The following is an 18,245-nucleotide window of genomic DNA, read 5'->3' as shown; positions in this document are numbered from 1 at the left end:
AGATAAACACACGTAAGTGTCATTTTTAAAAGGCTTTCAAACTGGGAAAAATGAAACTCAATAATGTTTTGATCTGTAAAAACCAAAGTTATTAAATTTTTAAATGCTTGTTTTAATTAGTATTGTTTAAATGGTGTGCTTGGGGTGAATGATTGTAATTGTAAACAATATGGCACATATTATAAGAAGCCTTGAGCCAGCTTTAAAAATATGAGCAATAACATCAAAAGCAGACTCTACTCATCGGTAAACAGCGGGTAGCTTTGATCAAACCATAATTAAATTGTGATTTCATTGAGCCTGTTGAGTGTAAAAGAAATAAGAGGATGAAAAAGTGGATAATTCAGAAGAACAAAAGCACATACAGGAAAATAATAGTTTTGCGCGAATTGAGCCATATACTCATCCTGCTGGTGGGTGGGGCGCACTGCTCAGTGTTGCTCGAAACCTAAAGCGACAAGATATTTTAGGCAAAGGTTCAATTACCTTACTCAACATTAATCAGCCGACAGGCTTTGACTGTCCCGGCTGTGCATGGCCAGAAAAGAAAGACGCTCACGCATTTAACTTTTGTGAGAATGGTGCCAAGGCAGTTGCTTTTGAAGCAACCAGTAAAACCGTTACTCCCGAATATTTTGCGGGGCATACTGTCAGTTGGCTGTCAGAGCAAAGTGACTTTTTCCTAGAAGACTTAGGCCGTTTAACCGACCCAGTTCGTTATGATGCTGCAACCGATAAATATGTGCCTATTTCGTGGGACGATGCATTTAAGCTGATTGCTCAACATTTACATGCACTAGACAACCCAGACCAAGCGGCATTTTATACGTCTGGCCGTGCCAGTAACGAAGCAGCATTTTTATATCAATTATTTGTGAGAAGCTTTGGTACAAATAACTTTCCAGACTGTTCAAACATGTGTCATGAAACCACAAGTGTTGGTTTGCTTGACTCGATTGGTTTAGGAAAGGGCACAGTCACCCTAGACGACTTTGACTTAGCCGATGCCATTTTTAGTTTTGGTCATAACCCCGGAACCAATCATCCGCGTATGTTAGGTACTTTGCGTGAAGTGTCTAAACGGGGTGGCAATATTATTGCGATTAACCCAATTAAAGAACGAGGCCTAGAGCGTTTCCAAGACCCACAAGCACCGCTTGAAATGATGACTAACGGTAGTACACCAATTAGTCGTTATTATTTCCAGCCAAAAATTGGCGGTGACTATGCGCTCATGTTGGGAATGTTAAAGCACTTAAATGAATGGGATAAAAAGGCACTTGCCTCAGGTAAACCAAGCGTTTTTGACCGAAACTTTATTACAGTCAATACCGTTGGTTTCGATGAAATGATTGCTGAGGTAGAAAGAACTGAGTGGGCAGATATTTATAAGCACTCAGGTTTATCGCCTGAACATTTAGAAAAACTCGCTAAACTCTTTTTAGACTCTGAGCGTTCAATTTTCTGTTGGGGTATGGGCATTACCCAGCACCGTCACGGAACTGCTAACGTACATATGCTGGCAAATTTATTGTTAGCACGTGGTCAAATTGGTAGACCGGGTGCAGGGCTTTGTCCGGTTCGTGGGCACAGTAACGTGCAAGGCGACCGCACGATGGGTATTAATGAGTTGCCTAGTCCTAAGCTGCTCGATAGCATTGACCGTGTGTTCGGTATTAAATCACCAAGAAAAAATGGGCATGGTGTGGTCGAAACCATTAAAGCTATGGCTGAAGGCGAGGTCAAAGTCTTCATTGGTTTGGGCGGAAATTTTGCGGTAGCAACTCCCGATACTCCTTATACCCAAGAATCACTTAGAAAATGTGATTTAACTGTTCATGTCGCAACTAAGTTAAACCGTAGCCATTTGGTATGTGGTAAAGATGCACTCATTTTGCCGTGTTTAGGCCGTACCGAAATTGATGAACAGCTTCACGGCCCACAAGCCATTTCGGTTGAAGACTCAATGAGTAATGTTCACTTGTCGGCAGGGCGCAACACGCCAATTTCTAAAAATATTTTGTCTGAACCGGATATTGTGGCAAGAATGGCAGAAGCGGTACTTCCAGATAGTCAGATTAAATGGAAATGGTACATCGAGAGTTATGACCGCATTCGTGACTCAATTGCCGATGTATTTGATGAATTCCATGACTTTAATTTACGTGTTTATAAACCGGGCGGTTTTCACTTAGAGCATCCTGCTAATCAACACATCTGGAATACAAAAAGTGGTAAAGCGCAGTTTATGATTACACCTCTGAGTGAGGTTTATGCCGATAAGGAAAATCAGTACGCTGCGGCATATACCGAAAGTAAGGTATATACCTTAATGACTACTCGTTCTCATGATCAATACAACACGACACTATATGGTCTAGATGACCGTTACCGTGGGGTCTTTGGTCAGCGTCGTGTGTTGTTTATGAACCAAGCTGATATTGATGAAGCGGGCTTTGAAGCCAATCAGTGGGTTGATATTGAAAGTGTCTTCTCGGATGGTGTGAAGCGTATTGTGCATAGTTTCCGTATTGTGCCGTATAACATTCCGCGTGGCAGCTTGGCCGCTTACTATCCGGAAACCAATCCTTTGGTGGCCTTAAGCAGTCATGACAAATATGCCAAGATTCCGGCATCAAAAAGTGTTCCTGTGATTTTGCATCCCGGAAATGCACCTGAACATTTTAACTTGGCAACAGCCGTTGACCCTGAAGATGCAGATAGAAAAGTTAGCAGCCTTTAAATCAAATACGACATTTAAAATGTAACTCAAACAAATGGCGCTCTAAATCAGCGCCATTTTGAAATAAAGGAAATAATTTTGACACTACATGCTTATGGGGTTGAAACATTACAAGTACAGCGGTTTAACAAAACCGAATCTGAAAATGTTTTAGATCATATTGTGCAAGAGTACCCGATCGCCTTGGTGTATAACGGTATTTCACATGCGGTGATGATGGCAACACCAACCGATGTCGAATTATTTGCCAAAGGTTTTAGTCTCTCAGAAGATATTTTGACCAGTTTAAAAGAACTATATGCGCTTGATGTACATCAAAATGAATTGGGTATTACGGTGGAAATGACCATTTCATCGAGAGCATTTACTGCTTTAAAACAACACCGGCGTATGATGGTAGGTCGTACAGGCTGTGGTTTATGTGGAATTGAAAGTTTGGAGCAATTTCAGTTAGATGTTCCCAAAATTACAACGCATGCATCAAAGCTATGGCTTGAGCAAATTCCGAGTGCCATTTCCCATTTAAAAGCCCAGCAAGAAATTACCGCTTTAACAGGTGGAGCACATGCCGCAGCTTGGGTGGTTGATGGTCAAATCGTGGCTTTATTTGAAGATGTCGGCCGCCATAATGCCTTGGACAAATTAATTGGTTATTTAGCGCAAGAAAACTACGACACCAGTTTAGGTTTTGTGGTCATGACCAGTCGGGCAAGTTATGAACTAATACGAAAATGTGCCCAGTTGAATATAAGTTTACTGGCTTCAATTTCAGCACCGACCAGTATGGCTATTGAGTTAGCTAAACAATCTGGTCTGACATTGGCAAGTTTCTGTAGGGGAGATAGGTTTGTTTTATATACTGACATTTAAAATATATTTGTCTTAAAACAAAGCTCATCTGACATTTCTGTTGCTTTTAAGCTATGGGTAGATTTTATAGATTATGATAAAACTCTACAGGTTCAGAGACAGTCCAAATGTCTTGGGTACAATCACTAAAAGAATGGGCAAAACGTCTAAGAAAACAGATTATTATGCTTTGGTTTGCATCAAGACATCCTCAAATGCCGTGGTTGCCTAAAGTTATTGCGGTCGTGGCTGTAGCTTATGCTTTTAGTCCCATCGACCTAATTCCAGATTTTATTCCTATTTTGGGTTTTGTAGATGATGCGATTATTTTGCCCATACTCATTTGGTTAGCACTTCGCTTTACGCCAGAACAAGTCATTTTTGATGCAGAACAGCAAGCGAATGAATGGCTAGACGAACATGAAAAAGCGCCACGAAATTATTTAGTTGCTGTACTCATTATTCTAATTTGGATAACACTTGCGGTCATGGCTTATTTTTATTTAGGCGGTGGTTTGTAGATAAGCCAAACTTAGAAACCCTGTGTGAATTTAGCGCCCTGAACATTGTGCTTTGTTGCAACTCAAAGGATAATAACGTTTTTATAAGCTATGAGTTGCAGACAATGAAAATCGTCGCAGATGAAAACTTGGCATTTACCGATTACTTTTTTTCAGAATTTGGCGATATTCAACACCATGCAGGGCGCACCTTAACACACGCAGATGTAAAAGATGCTGAAGCTTTATTGGTTCGCTCAGTCACCGCAGTTAACGAAAGTTTAATTCAAAATACCGCTTTAAAATATGTGGGTAGTGCCACAATTGGAACCGATCATTTAGATATTCAAGCCCTAGAAAAATATGATATTACATGGGCCAATGCAGCAGGTTGTAATGCACAAGCGGTTGCTGAATATGTCATTACTGCTTTACTGCATTTAGATGCGAAGCTTTTAGAACAACAAGAAAAATTTACGCTAGGCATTGTTGGTCTTGGCAATGTCGGTAAGCGCTTGGCTTATATGGCTCGGTTGCTTGGCTGGAACGTCATTGGTTTTGACCCATATGTACAGTTAGATTCAATTGAAAATGTAAGCTTTAAAACCCTATTGCAACAAGCCAATGCTATTTCAATTCATGTGCCGCTCACTAAAAACGGTGAACATGCGACATATCATCTGTTTGACGAAAATGCTTTTGCAGCGCTTCAATCTGACACAATTTTAATTAATAGCGCTCGTGGTCCAGTCGTGAAAGAAGCTGCTTTAATGCAAGACATTCAACGTACCCAGCGAAAAGTGGTGCTCGATGTATTTGAACATGAGCCAGTGATATCAGAAGAGCTTTTAAATATGTTAGCGTTGGCAACACCGCATATTGCAGGTTATAGCCTCGAAGGTAAGGCTCGCGGTACACAGATGATTTATGAAGCGTTTTGCCAAAAGTTTGGATATGACATTAATAAGCGTTTCGAGACTCAGTTGCCTGCATGTGAAGACTATTTTTCAGAACACGATCTAAAGGCAGTGCTCAAGCAAAAACTATCTCAGATTTATAATATTACTCAAGATGATGCCAACATCCGTGCCTGTGTTAAAGACGGCAAAGTAGAACAAAAAGCATTTGATTTATTACGTAAGAATTATCCGCTGCGCCGTGAATGGGTAGCACATGGGGGACCACAGGCATGAGTTTAAGTTATCAACCTACTTGTTCAATTGATGCTTTAAAGGCTCGTGCTAAGCTTTATACCCAAATCCGTCAGTTCTTTGCAGAACGTGATGTCATGGAAGTTGAAACACCAATCGTTTCACAAGCAGGCGTTACCGATGTGCATTTGGCTTCGGTTCAGACTTTACGTCATATTCATGGCAAATTGCAGACTCAGTATTTACAGACTTCTCCTGAGTTTGCCATGAAACGTTTGCTAGCAAGTGGTAGCGGACCGATTTATCAAATCTGTAAAGTTTTCCGAGATGATGAACACGGGCGTAAACACAATAGTGAATTTACCATGCTTGAATGGTACCGTCCGGGTTTAGACTTAAAAGCATTAATGCATGAAACAGCCGATTTATTACAAACTTGTTTGCAGCATCGCTTTGGTGAAGTTCGTCCATTTATTTTAAGTTATAAGCATGCTTTTCAGGATCGTTTAGACATTAATCCTTTGCAGGCCACTTTGAAGCAACTCAAAGATACGGCAAATCGTGTTGGGTTAAATCTAGATTTAGGTGATGATCGTTTAGCTTATATGGATTTGTTGTTTTCTCATTTTGTTGAGCCAAGTTTAGGCTTTGATGCACCTGTCTTTTTAACTGACTTTCCACCAGAAATGGCGTCTTTGGCGAAAGTGAAAGTAGATGAAGATGGGGAAGTGGTCGCAGCGCGTTTTGAGGTTTATATCGAAGGTCTGGAACTTGCCAATGCCTACGATGAATTGCTCGATGCAGACGTGTTACGTTCACGCTTTGAAGCAGATAATGCAGAACGGGCTAAGCAAGGGCTTCATGTCATGCCACTAGATGAGCACTTGTTGGCTGCGTTACCTCATATGCCTGAATGTTCAGGAATTGCTTTAGGCATAGACCGTTTACTCATGGTTGCAACCGATCAACTTAAAATTGAAAAAGTCATCGCATTTCCAGCCGAAATTGCCTGAGGGCGAGCAAATAAAAAAGCCACATATTGTGGCTTTTTTATTTAGAGCTTAGTTAAATTAAGCTTGTTGAATACCTGCAACAACCCAGTCTTGCTGAGAGCCAACAGGTTTTACAAAGTGCCAGATTTCAGTAAATGGCTGTGGCAAGCTATTTAAATCTTCACTTACTGTACCTGTGAAGCGTACGCTCACAATGTATTGACCATTTTCAGTCGCACTGTCTACAACCATTGCATTTAAGTTACTAAACTCAGCAACGTCCTGATCTTGGTTCTCCATGATGTCGTTATACATAGAGTTATAAAGTTCAGGTGTTAAGTAGCGACGAATTTCTTCAACGTTACTTGCACTGTTAATTGACTGAATGTGGTTAAAACGCTGACGAGCAACACGTAAGAAAGAAGCAGGTTCGCTACCATCTGGTAACTGGTTGCCGTTACTTGTTGTTGCGCCACCAAACGGAGCCTGAGTTGCAGCTGTACCGCCAGCAACTGACTGACCAAAAATATTGGTGTTGTCGTTTGAGTTAGTTGGAGCAGCCGAACGTCCAAAAGTGTTTTGACCGTTGCTGTTTGGAGCATACGGATTATTCGCTGCTAATTTTTTTTTCCCGCCAAATTTGCGAAATACAAAAAAGGCAACAGCAGCAGCAAGTAATACCCATAACCAACCTGGGATACCACCTTTCTTCTCTTGTTGTTGAGCAGCTTGTTGCTGATTGTCTGGCTGGGTTACACGTTGTTCAGTTGATGTTGGTTTATCATCAGCTAAAGCATGTGCTGCAACAGCACCTACGGCAGCACCTGCTACACCAGCCGCAACCATTGAACCCACACCCGGACCAGATCTTTGAGGTGCTGTAGCAGGTTGTTGAACTGGAGCCACTTGACGAGGTTGTTGATATGACTGGCTTGAAGTGGTAGAGCGTGCCATGCCGTGGCTTTTACCACCACCTGCACGTTTTGCTTCAGCAAGCGGAGAAATTGCCAAAGCAGCCATTAAAATACCCGTTATCAAGCCGCGCTGGTGTACTTCCATAGGAAATTCCTGTTTAAAATTAATTTGTAATTGTATTTATGCAGCCATTTACACTAAATTTCAACTATAAAAATATGTTTTTTTATGTCAATTCATCACTGAGTTGCATTGCTTCAGTGAGGGCTTCATGTAAGCGTGCCACAGCAATCACTTGAACGCCCGGAATCTCTTTTTGTGGGGCGTTTCCTCTTGGTAAAATGACATATTTAAAGCCATGTTTTGCAGCTTCTTTCAAGCGCTCTTGTCCATTTGGTACTGGGCGAATTTCACCTGAAAGTCCAACTTCACCAAAAACTGCAAGTTGCTGTGGTAATGCTTTGGTACGTAAACTCGAAGCACAGGCAAGTAAAACAGCTAAGTCAGAACCTGTTTCAGTAATTTTTAAACCACCGACAATATTGACATAGACATCTTGTCCTGTGGTTTGCACACCGCCATGACGGTGCATTACAGCAAGCAACATGTTTAAGCGGTTTTGTTCAAGACCAAGAGCGACACGTCTAGGTTGTCCTTGAGCATCATCGACTAAAGCTTGAACTTCAACTAAAAGTGGGCGAGTTCCTTCACGACTAATCATAACAATTGAACCGGGAATGGCTTCGTCGTAGCGGCTTAGGAAAATAGCAGAAGGGTTGGCTACTTCGCGTAACCCTTTATCAGTCATGCCAAACACACCCAGTTCGTTAACTGCACCAAAACGGTTTTTAACAGCACGAATCATACGATAACGTGAGTCGGATTGGCCTTCAAAATACAGTACGCAGTCCACCATATGCTCTAAAACGCGCGGACCTGCCAGTGCACCTTCTTTGGTCACGTGGCCAACAATAAATAGCGCCGTGCCACTATTTTTTGCATAGCGGGTTAACAAAGCAGCAGATTCACGAATTTGTGAAACACCACCCGGAGCAGATTGGAGGGTTTCTGTATAAAGCGTTTGAATCGAATCTAGAATAGCGACTACAGGTTTTTCTTGCTCTAAAACTTCACAAATGCGTTCTACACAGGTTTCAGCCATGACTTTTAACTGATCTGTCGGCAAGTCAAGACGCTGCGCACGTAAAGCCACCTGAGACAATGACTCTTCACCTGTAATATAAAGCGCAGAGCTTTTTGCACTTGCCATGTGGGTTGCTGTTTGCAAAAGAATAGTCGATTTACCAATACCTGGGTCACCACCAATTAGTACCACTGAGCCTGTGACCAAACCACCACCAAGTACACGGTCAAACTCGCTAATACCTGTAGGTAAGCGGGTTTCATGAGAAACGGAAACTTTATTTAGTGTTGTGATATTGGCAACTTGGCCTGCGTAGCCCCCAATTTTAGGACGTGCGCGATGAGCTGTAGTCGGCTCGAGTTTGACTTCAGTCAGAGAATTCCATTCACCACACTCTGAACATTGACCAGCCCATTTAAGATGATCGGCACCACATTGCTCGCAACGGTAAACAGTTTTGACTTTACTCATAAAAAATTGAAATTTTGCTCGATATTATAGAAATATAGTTCTTTGGAAATTCTTCATACATTTCCCCTTAATTTTTCATAAAAGAGTATTAGGAAATTTGAAGGGATATTTTTAAGAACTAACAAAGGAAGGACACCAAAAATAACACGATATAAGATTTTTACAAGTCAGATAGGGTTTGTTTTAAGTGCCTATACAAAATCTAAGCTATCCCCAAGGAATGTATTTTTACTCAAGTCTATATCACGGTTTATCATAGGTATGGCATGGATATTGCTCAATTGAAAATGAACAAAATAATATGAGTATTGTATTTTAAAAATACAAAGGTTGATATCTATGAGTGCAGCAGAAATTGTTGATTGGGTTAATAGTATTATATGGAGTAAGGCGCTGATTTACTTATGCTTAGGCGTCGGCTTATTCTTTTCTATTTTGACACGATTTGTTCAAGTCCGCCAAATTAAAGAAATGGCCAGACTATTAATAAAAGGAACTTCTTCAGAACAGGGAGTTTCATCATTTCAAGCTTTATCCGTATCTCTAGCCGGTCGTATTGGTGTAGGTAATATTGCGGGTGTTGCAGCAGCAATTGGTTTTGGTGGACCTGGTGCAGTTTTTTGGATGTGGATGGTTGCATTCTTTGGTGCTGGTACAGCTTATGTAGAGTCAACACTTGGTCAACTTTATAAAGTTGAGTATCAGGGACAATATCGTGGTGGCCCAGCATTTTATTTTGATAGAGGATTAGGTCAGCGTTGGTTGGGAATTGTATTTGCTATTGCTGCAATTGTTGCTTGTGGTTTGTTTTTACCGGGGATTCAAGCAAATGCAGTAGGAAAAGCTTTTACCCAGATTACTGGTGAAGGTGCAATTGTTTTTGGTGATGTAGGTGTTTATAAACTGGTTGCTTTAGTTGTCGTAATTAGTTTGCTTGCTATCCTCATTTTTGGTGGTATTAAACGAATTGCTCAATTTGCTGAACTGGTTGTACCTTTCATGGCAATTGGTTATTTCCTCATGGCTGTAATCATTGTTGTGGTTAACATTTCAGATCTTCCAAAAGTATTAAGTCTAATTTTCACTGATGCATTTACTCCAATGGCGGGTCTTGGTGCTGCAATTGGTTGGGGGGTAAAACGTGGTGTTTATGCCAATGAGGCAGGGCAAGGAACAGGTCCACACGCAGCAGCGGCAGCAGAAGTTCAACATCCAGCTCAACAAGGTTTAGTACAATCTTTTTCAATTCACTTTGACAGTATAATTGTTTGTTCTGCTACTGCATTTATGATTTTAATGACAAGCCAATATAATGTTCAGGGGGCTTTAGAAGCAGGTCAATTCCTTGTTCAAAATGTTCCCGCATCCACTGAAATTGGTTCACCAGCATTTACACAATTAGCAGTGAGCACTATTTTTGGTAATTTTGGTCAGATCTTTGTCGCTTTAGCCGTATTCTTTTTTGCCTTCACCACCATCGTAGCTTATTACTATATAGCAGAAACAAATCTTGCTTATTTGAGCTACATTACAAAATCACCATCATTATTGTTTATTGTGAAATGTTCAATCATTCTCGCTGTAGGCTATGGTTTGCTTAGTGCGACAGGTTATATCTGGGGTATTGGTGATATTGGTGTAGGTTTAATGGCATGGATTAATATTATTGGTATCGTAGTCACCTACTTTATTTATAAACCAACGATTAAAGCACTCAAGGATTACGAAGAACAACAAAAAGCTGGAGTAAAAGAATACACTTTTGATCCTATTAAATTAGGAATTAAAAATGCAACATTCTGGGAGGAACGCTTGAAGAAAAAACAAGAAATAGATACACAGTTGAAAAAAACAGGTAGTTAAATTTTAGAGATAACATAACTCACAAAAGGTGGTCATATTGACCACCTTTTTTATATGAGATTGATCATTAAATGAGAAACTGCATGTTCCAAAGATGTGCGTTGTATTGCTTGGTTCTTGTGCGTATTATCAGATTTAATGGTATGTATCTTTAAATTATCAGCCATACAGACAAAATTGGTTAGCTGAAAAGTTGTCAAAAAATATACATTTAAAAGATACCTGCAAATGGTGCGATATCGTCTTTTTGATTTGGATTTAGCTAACGGACTAAAAAAATTACTGGAGTGTATTCATAAAATGTCGAATCAAAATCTGAGTGAGCCTCATGAACAAGGTGAACTCCATCGAAGCCTCTCTAATCGGCATTTACAGCTGATCGCGATTGGCGGTGCAATTGGTACTGGATTATTTATGGGATCAGGCAAAACAATTAGTCTTGCTGGTCCATCGATCTTATTCATTTATTTGATTATTGGCGTGATGGTGTTTTTTGTCATGCGCGCGCTTGGTGAATTACTTCTTTCAAATCTTGCCTATAAATCATTTATTGACTTCACCACTGATTTAATCGGTCCATGGGCGGGTTACTTTGTGGGATGGACATACTGGTTATGTTGGATCACGATTGGTATCGCTGACCTTTCTGCAATTATCTACTACTTACAATTCTTCAATAATGGTCTACCTTTCTCGCCTGTCGAAGGGGCAATGATTAGTGTTGCCGCGATTGTATTTATTATGGGCTTAAACCTACTGACAGTACGTTTATTTGGTGAGTTAGAGTTCTGGTTTGCACTCATTAAGATTTTAGCAATTATCATTTTAATTGCTGTAGGTCTATGGATGATCTTTACTGGCTTTACGTCTAGTACGGGTGAGGTTGCTTCATTTACTCACTTATGGGCAAATGGCGGTTTCTTCCCAACAGGTGTGCATGGCTTCTTGGCTGGTTTCCAGATTGCAATCTTTGCTTTCGTTGGTGTCGAACTTGTGGGAACAACGGCTGCGGAAACAAAAGATCCAGCACGTAACTTGCCAAAAGCAATTAACTCCATTCCAATTCGTATCATTATTTTCTATGTGTTGGCATTGCTTATTGTGATGTCTGTAACACCGTGGAATAGAATTGATCCAGCGATTAGCCCGTTTGTAAACTTGTTTAGCCAAGCAGGTGTTGCAGCAGCAGCAATCTTGATGAACTTGGTGGTGTTATCATCGGTTATGTCATCAATGAATAGCGGTGTATTCTCAACAAGTCGTATGTTGTTTGGTTTATCGCGTGAAGATCAAGGGCCAAAAGCTTTTGGTAAACTGAATAGACGAGCAGTTCCTGCAAATGCATTGTATTTCTCTGCTGCGTGTTTATTGTTAGGTGCAGCATTACAGTATTTTGTACCTAATACAGTAGAAGCATTTACGCTAGCAACAACGCTTTCAACCATTTTGTTCATTTGCGTGTGGTTACTTATTATCTGGAGTTATATCCGTTACTACACGACACGCCCTGAACTGCATGCCAAATCAACATTTAAATTGCCGGGTGGTTTATTTACCTGTTGGATCACGATTATTTTCTTTGTTGGCATGATTTACGTGTTGTCTTTAGAGCCAGACACGTTTAAAGCGCTTAAAGTCAGCCCAATTTGGTTTGTTATCTTGATCATTGGTTATTTCTTCTTTTATAAACCGCGTCATAAAAAGTAATTAAATTTATTTGGTTATAACGAAACGCTGGCTGAAAAGCTGGCGTTTTTTATGCATATTGTTTTTCTCTTTAAGTTTACTCTTTAGCCGCTTGCATGATCACGGTATACTGCATCGAATTGTTTAAATCAGGTGCTCAGATGCTTCGTGTCATTTGCCTCATCAGTTTATTGAGCAGCAGTATTTTGCTTACAGCTTGCGGTCAGTCAGGAGCATTACAGCTACCTTCTGATCCAAATTATGACAACCGTGCAAAATACTTGCTTTATCGTAATAAAGAATCAAAACCAGCTGTGCAAAAGGATGAAAAGTCTGAACAGCCAGTCGAGTCATCATCAGCCCAAAACCAAACTACATCACCTTAAGCTTTGAAATAAGGACACATTCATGAGTTTCACTCGCATTAATGGAGTATTGCATGCAGAGCAATGTTCTATGGAGCAGCTTGCGCAGCAATTTGGCACACCTTTGTATGTTTATTCAAAAGCAGCTTTTGAAAAACATTACTTGGATATGGACCGTGCTTTTGACTTTATTGATCATCAAATCTGTTTCGCGGTGAAATCTAACTCAAATTTAGCTGTTCTTAGTGTCTTGGCAAAACTTGGTGCGGGTTTTGATATTGTATCTGGTGGTGAGCTGGCTCGCGTTTTAAAAGCGGGTGGAGATGCATCTAAAGTTGTTTTTTCAGGTTTAGGTAAAACCGAAGCAGATATTGAAACATCACTCAATGTAGGTATTGCTTGCTTTAACGTAGAGTCTTATGCCGAATTAGACCGCCTTCAAAAAGTGGCAGCTCGTTTAGGCAAGAAAGCGCCGATTTCTTTACGTGTAAATCCAGATGTCGATGCAAAAACACATCCTTATATTTCAACTGGTTTAAAAGAAAATAAATTTGGTATTCCAAGTGATACCGTTTATGAAACCTATCAATACGCAGCTTCTTTACCTAACCTTGAAATTGTAGGTATTGACTGCCACATTGGTTCACAGCTCACTGAAACTAAACCATTTGTTGATGCTTTAGACCGTGTCATTGTGATGATCGATGAGTTGAAAAAACTTGGTATCAATCTTAAACATATTGATATCGGTGGCGGTTTAGGGGTTTACTATAAAGATGAAACACCGCCAAGTGTTGAAGAATATGCCAACTCTATGAAACCAGCTTTAGAAAAACTAGGTCTCAAGGTTTATATGGAGCCGGGTCGTAGCATTAGTGCAAATGCGGGTGTACTTTTAACTAAAGTTGATTTGCTTAAACCAACGACACATCGTAACTTCGCCATTATTGATGCAGCAATGAATGATTTGATTCGTCCAGCTTTATATGAGGCTTGGATGGATATTCAGCCTGTTGTACCACGTACCGATACAGAAGAAAAAGTATGGGACCTCGTTGGTGCGATTTGTGAGACAGGTGACTTTATTGGTAAAGATCGCTCACTCGCATTACAAGAAAATGACTTGTTGGCTGTACTCGGTGCAGGGGCTTATGGCTTTGTCATGAGTTCAAATTACAACACGCGTGGCCGTGCTGCAGAAGTGATGGTATCAGGTGAAAAGAGCTATTTAATTCGTGAACGTGAAACGGTTGAGTCGCTTTGGGAAAAAGAACGTTTATTGCCTGAGGAGTAAATGAGATGTTGTTAGAATTTACCAAAATGCATGGCCTAGGCAATGACTTTATGGTGGTTGACCTGATTAGCCAAAGAGCTTACTTAGATACGGCAACGATTCAACGTTTGGCAGATCGACACTTTGGTGTTGGTTTTGACCAGCTTTTAATTGTTGAGCCACCAGATTTACCAGAAGCTGACTTTAAATATCGCATTTTCAATGCAGATGGTTCTGAGGTTGAACAGTGTGGTAATGGCGTACGTTGTTTCGCTCGTTTTGTACATGAACGTCATTTAACCAATAAAACCAACATTACCGTACAAACCAAAGCAGGTATTGTAAAGCCAGAGCTTGGACAAAATGGTTGGGTGCGCGTAAATATGGGCTACCCAAAGTTTCTACCAAATGAAATTCCATTCATTGCTGAGCAACCAGAAGCTTTATATACCCTTGAGTTAGCAAATGACCAAAACATTAGTATTGATGTGGTCAACATGGGTAACCCACACGCGGTCACTATTGTTCCAGACGTACTCACTGCTGATGTAGCAGGTATTGGCCCACAAGTTGAATCACATCAACGATTCCCTGAACGTGTGAATGCTGGTTTTATGCAAGTGATTGATGAAAAGCATGTGCGTTTACGTGTATTTGAACGTGGTGTAGGTGAAACACTCGCTTGTGGTACAGGAGCATGTGCTGCTGCGGTCAGTGGTATGCGCCGTGGTTTGCTTGCTAACTCAGTTGAAGTTGAACTTGCCGGCGGTAAGCTACAAATTGAATGGCAAGAAGGTGATGTAGTCTGGATGACTGGTCCAACAACTCATGTATATGATGGGCGTTTGGATTTACGTTATTTCCAAGGCTAAGTAGGATTTGTCTTAGGGGAAAGGCCTTAAAATATGACCTTTCCCCTTTATTTTTTACAAGAATAAATATTGAGAGAAAAATGCAAAATAGAATTAGAGGAGCAATTTATGGTTTGCTGATTGGTGATGCCGTCGGTGTACCATATGAATTTCATTCAGCTTTGCAGCTTCCACCTTACTCACATATTGATATGATTCCACCTCAAGATTTTAGGCGAACTTATCCAGATGTTCCAATTGGAACGTGGTCAGATGATGGAGCTCAGGCTCTATGCTTATTAGCGTCACTATTGCATTGTCAGAAACTCGATAGTATCGATTTTGCTAACCGTATTCGCAACTGGTACCGTTATGGTTATATGGCAGTTGATTATCAAGTGTTTGATATTGGAGTGCAAACTGCTCAGGTGTTACAACGTTATGAAGCTGGGGTATCTGTAGAAGAAATGGCTAATAAAGATGAACATTCGAATGGTAATGGAGCGTTGATGCGAACATTACCTTTGGCATTATGGCATAGAGGATCTGATCAACAATTAGTTGAGTTAGCCTATCAGCAGTCTCATTTGACCCATGCTCATCTTCGATCAAAAATTTGCTGTGCTTTATATTGCTTATGGGCAAAATATTTATTGAAAGGGCAACCAGTTAATGAGGCTTGGGAATCTAGTATTTCCATACTGATGCAACTTTATAAAAATAGTGTTAATGAACAACAAGAACTTAATCATATTATCGATTCAACACATGAGAAAGAAATATCGGGCAGTGGTTACGTAGTGGATTGTTTACATTCAGCTCGTTTCGCTCTGCAACAAAATAATTATGAAGATGTCATTAAAACAGCTATTGCCTTAGGACAAGATACTGATACAACTGCTTGTGTTGCAGGAGGATTAGCAGGAATTATGTTTGGATATGAAGGGATTCCACAAATATGGGTACAACAGTTAAGAGGGAAAGAGGTACTAGAACCTCTATTAACACAATTAGAAGAAGCATGACATGAATTTAATTTTTTTACCCGGTGCGTCAGGTAGTACTGCATTTTGGCATCCTTTAATTGAAAAATTACCTCAGCAATACCGTACAAAAATTATTGGTTACCCCAGTTTCGGTGATACACCAGAATCTCTTGAGATCAAAAACTTTGAAGACCTAACAAATTATGTGGTCGATCAAATTAATGAAGAATCTATCATTGTTGCCCAATCTATGGGTGGGATTTTTGCCGTTGCCGCAGCGCTACAAAAACCTCATTTGGTGAAAGGGTTGGTCTTAATTGCAACTTCTGGTGGAATCAACCTTAAACGATTTAATGTTCAAGACTGGCGTGAAGCATATCGCCAAACATTTTTAAAATATCCAGATTGGTTTGTTACCACTCATGCTAACTATGAAGAGTTTTTGTCAGATATAAATGTTGAAACTTTATTAATCTGGGGCGATAACGATCCAGTGAGTCCTGTTCAGGTAGGCCAGTATTTAAATCAAAAGTTTGAAAAATCGATGTTATATGTTGTGAACGGCGGGGACCATCAATTAGCAGAAAAACATGCCAATGAAGTTGCGGTCCAAATAGAAAACTACTTAAAAAAACTTCATGTAAATCTTTAACTATTATTTAGTGTGCTATGCGTTAGCACGCTTTTTTAAAACTTATCTTTTACTCAAAGCTAATTTCAATGCGAATAACACAAAAATACTGCCTGTAATTTGGTCCATATATTTTATAAACTTGGGTTGCTTTAGATAACGTGAAAGTGGTTGCATAGCCATAATTAATAGACTTGACCATACTATTCCAATCACCACATGAATCATTACAAGTCCCATTACCCAAGTGACAGCCGATGCTTGGGCTGGAATGAACTGGGGAAGAAATGAAATATAAAAAATGCCAACTTTGGGATTGAGTAAATTGCCAAAGAAACCTTTAATGAACCAATTCTCTGAGGTAGAGCGATTTGAATTATTTTCTTGTATGTCTGCAAGTTGGCTACGTGGTTTTAAAATCATATTTAAACCCAGCCATGCGAGATAAGCAGCTCCCATCCATTTCAATAGATTAAAAGCTAAGTTTGAAGCCATAAGTAAGGCACCTAAACCGCAGGCCACAACAATTCCCCAAGCAATACAGCCAAGACTAATTCCAAGAGCTGCTTGGAACGCTTTAGATTTACCCTCAAGTGTAGCAGTACGAATAATTAAAGTCGTATCTAAACCGGGAGTAAGCGTAAGTAAAGTAATGGCAATTAAATAAGGAATGAGTACGGTGGTCATGGCAGCAAGGTCCAATGAATACTTGGTATAAATTGTAATATATAAGTTAGATTCATTATGCTGTGCGATATGAAATTTTCCTCATCAAATAGTTTTTGGTACACTCAAAAAAATGGGCAAATAAATGGAGAGCAATTTGGATTTTGCATTACAACTGCTCTCGATGTGGTTAAAAGAAAGAAAAATTCAAAATCAGTCTGAGCATACAATCACGGCTTATGAGCGAGATGTGAAAAGCTTTCTTGAGTTCTGTAACTCAAAAAAAATTGATTTAAAAAATGTTGAAGCTTCAGATTTACGTGAATATCTGGCTCAGCGTGTTGAGCAAGACCAGTTAAGCGCAAGTAGTATGCAGCGTCACCTCACTTCTATTCGTCAGTTTATGAAGTGGGCTGAACAGGGCAAATATCTAGAAATTAATCCCACTGACGACTTTAAGTTAAAACGTCAGCCTAGACCTTTACCGGGCATGATCGATATAGAAACGGTTAATCAAATTTTAGATCAACCTATGCCGGAAAAACCAATTGATCAGCAATTGTGGTTGCGAGATAAAGCCATGTTGGAACTACTTTACTCAAGTGGTTTACGACTCGCTGAACTACAAGGCCTGACAATTAAAGATATCGATTTTAATCGTCATCTTGTTCGTATTACGGGTAAAGGAAATAAAACCCGTATTGTCCCATTTGGGAAAAAGGCAAAAGAAAGTCTATTGAACTGGCTTAAAATTTATAAAATCTGGAAAGGTCATTTTGACCAAAATGCTTTTGTATTTATTTCACAGCGTGGTGGTGTACTCACTCCACGGCAAATCGAGAAACGTGTAAAACTTCAGGCGCAAAGAGCCGGTGTAAATGTCGATTTACATCCGCATTTACTTCGACATTGTTTCGCCAGCCATATGTTATCGAGTAGCGGTGATTTGCGTTCAGTCCAAGAAATGTTAGGCCATAGCAACTTATCGACTACGCAAATTTATACGCATATCGATTTTGATCATTTGGCTCAAGTATATGATCAGGCTCATCCGCGAGCGACCAAGCATTAAGTCATTTAAGTTAAATTATTTATCAATACGCGACTTTGATTGCACTAAATAAGGTGAATGTAGAGATCATTTGTATTTATTTACAAA

The 18,245-nt window shown here is 40.0% G+C and carries 16 protein-coding genes; 13 read left to right on the top strand and 3 right to left on the bottom strand.

The window, feature by feature from the left end; genetic code table 11:
* Window positions 1-334 precede the first annotated feature (334 nt).
* The 5 genes from ACLCEG_RS08920 to epmA all read left to right on the top strand — a co-directional run bounded on the left by ACLCEG_RS08920 (window position 335) and on the right by epmA (window position 6,256).
* Window positions 335-2,743 carry an FdhF/YdeP family oxidoreductase gene (locus tag ACLCEG_RS08920; protein WP_410567173.1) on the top strand — a complete coding sequence of 803 codons (2,409 nt, stop codon included), beginning with the start codon at window positions 335-337 and terminating at the stop codon, window positions 2,741-2,743.
* Between the two features lie 78 nt (window positions 2,744-2,821).
* The gene (gene fdhD / locus ACLCEG_RS08915; RefSeq protein ID WP_410567171.1) at window positions 2,822-3,613 is read left to right on the top strand and encodes a formate dehydrogenase accessory sulfurtransferase FdhD; all 792 of its coding nucleotides are present in this window, start codon (window positions 2,822-2,824) and stop codon (window positions 3,611-3,613) included.
* Between the two features lie 107 nt (window positions 3,614-3,720).
* Complete coding sequence (locus ACLCEG_RS08910; RefSeq protein WP_216134899.1) at window positions 3,721-4,113, top strand: YkvA family protein; 393 nt, start codon at window positions 3,721-3,723, stop codon at window positions 4,111-4,113.
* Window positions 4,114-4,217: 104 nt separating this feature from the next.
* On the top strand, window positions 4,218-5,285 hold the full coding sequence (locus ACLCEG_RS08905) for a 4-phosphoerythronate dehydrogenase (protein WP_410567169.1): 1,068 nt from the start codon (window positions 4,218-4,220) through the stop codon (window positions 5,283-5,285).
* Window positions 5,282-6,256: an EF-P lysine aminoacylase EpmA gene (gene epmA, locus ACLCEG_RS08900; RefSeq protein ID WP_410567167.1), complete on the top strand. Its 975-nt coding sequence runs from the start codon at window positions 5,282-5,284 to the stop codon at window positions 6,254-6,256. Before ACLCEG_RS08905 ends, epmA begins: the two co-directional genes overlap by 4 nt.
* Window positions 6,257-6,313: 57 nt before the next feature.
* Here epmA and ACLCEG_RS08895 read toward each other — a convergent pair whose 3' ends face one another.
* Together ACLCEG_RS08895 and radA are read right to left on the bottom strand one after the other, a co-directional pair.
* Window positions 6,314-7,294 (bottom strand): Tim44 domain-containing protein, encoded by a 981-nt coding sequence (locus ACLCEG_RS08895; protein WP_199999994.1) that lies wholly within the window; start codon window positions 7,292-7,294, stop codon window positions 6,314-6,316.
* An 82-nt stretch (window positions 7,295-7,376) separates the two neighbouring features.
* Window positions 7,377-8,765, bottom strand: coding sequence for a DNA repair protein RadA (radA, locus tag ACLCEG_RS08890; protein WP_049063572.1), 1,389 nt, complete (start codon window positions 8,763-8,765; stop codon window positions 7,377-7,379).
* A gap of 339 nt (window positions 8,766-9,104) precedes the next feature.
* On the opposite strand from radA, the gene ACLCEG_RS08885 reads away from it, so the two are divergent.
* The 7 genes from ACLCEG_RS08885 to ACLCEG_RS08855 all read left to right on the top strand — a co-directional run bounded on the left by ACLCEG_RS08885 (window position 9,105) and on the right by ACLCEG_RS08855 (window position 16,441).
* Window positions 9,105-10,628, top strand: a complete 1,524-nt coding sequence (locus ACLCEG_RS08885; protein ID WP_410567165.1) for an alanine/glycine:cation symporter family protein — start codon at window positions 9,105-9,107, stop codon at window positions 10,626-10,628.
* A gap of 300 nt (window positions 10,629-10,928) precedes the next feature.
* Entirely contained in the window at window positions 10,929-12,335 is a 1,407-nt protein-coding gene (locus tag ACLCEG_RS08880; protein ID WP_031944927.1) for an amino acid permease, read from the top strand.
* A 140-nt stretch (window positions 12,336-12,475) separates the two neighbouring features.
* Complete coding sequence (gene lptM, locus ACLCEG_RS08875; protein WP_004699798.1) at window positions 12,476-12,700, top strand: LPS translocon maturation chaperone LptM; 225 nt, start codon at window positions 12,476-12,478, stop codon at window positions 12,698-12,700.
* Between the two features lie 22 nt (window positions 12,701-12,722).
* Window positions 12,723-13,973 carry a diaminopimelate decarboxylase gene (lysA, locus tag ACLCEG_RS08870; protein ID WP_410567163.1) on the top strand — a complete coding sequence of 417 codons (1,251 nt, stop codon included), beginning with the start codon at window positions 12,723-12,725 and terminating at the stop codon, window positions 13,971-13,973.
* Between the two features lie 5 nt (window positions 13,974-13,978).
* A complete protein-coding gene (gene dapF / locus ACLCEG_RS08865; RefSeq protein WP_019457312.1) occupies window positions 13,979-14,824 on the top strand; it encodes a diaminopimelate epimerase in 846 nt (281 codons plus the stop codon).
* An 80-nt stretch (window positions 14,825-14,904) separates the two neighbouring features.
* Window positions 14,905-15,828, top strand: coding sequence for an ADP-ribosylglycohydrolase family protein (locus tag ACLCEG_RS08860; protein WP_410567161.1), 924 nt, complete (start codon window positions 14,905-14,907; stop codon window positions 15,826-15,828).
* A gap of 1 nt (window position 15,829) precedes the next feature.
* Window positions 15,830-16,441 carry an alpha/beta fold hydrolase gene (locus ACLCEG_RS08855; protein WP_410567159.1) on the top strand — a complete coding sequence of 204 codons (612 nt, stop codon included), beginning with the start codon at window positions 15,830-15,832 and terminating at the stop codon, window positions 16,439-16,441.
* Window positions 16,442-16,483: 42 nt separating this feature from the next.
* Here the strand turns inward: ACLCEG_RS08855 and ACLCEG_RS08850 are convergent, their stop codons facing one another.
* Window positions 16,484-17,107 (bottom strand): LysE family translocator, encoded by a 624-nt coding sequence (locus ACLCEG_RS08850; protein WP_410567157.1) that lies wholly within the window; start codon window positions 17,105-17,107, stop codon window positions 16,484-16,486.
* Window positions 17,108-17,270: 163 nt separating this feature from the next.
* Between ACLCEG_RS08850 and xerC the strand changes: the two genes are divergently transcribed.
* Window positions 17,271-18,158 carry a tyrosine recombinase XerC gene (xerC, locus tag ACLCEG_RS08845; RefSeq protein ID WP_396462482.1) on the top strand — a complete coding sequence of 296 codons (888 nt, stop codon included), beginning with the start codon at window positions 17,271-17,273 and terminating at the stop codon, window positions 18,156-18,158.
* Window positions 18,159-18,245 lie beyond the last annotated feature (87 nt).

It is taken from the genome of Acinetobacter sp. H1(2024) (assembly GCF_046557555.1).
In the GTDB taxonomy this organism is placed as follows: domain Bacteria; phylum Pseudomonadota; class Gammaproteobacteria; order Pseudomonadales; family Moraxellaceae; genus Acinetobacter; species Acinetobacter seifertii.
The sequence above is the reverse complement of the archived record's forward strand: the minus strand, read 5'-3'. Positions and strand labels throughout refer to the sequence as shown.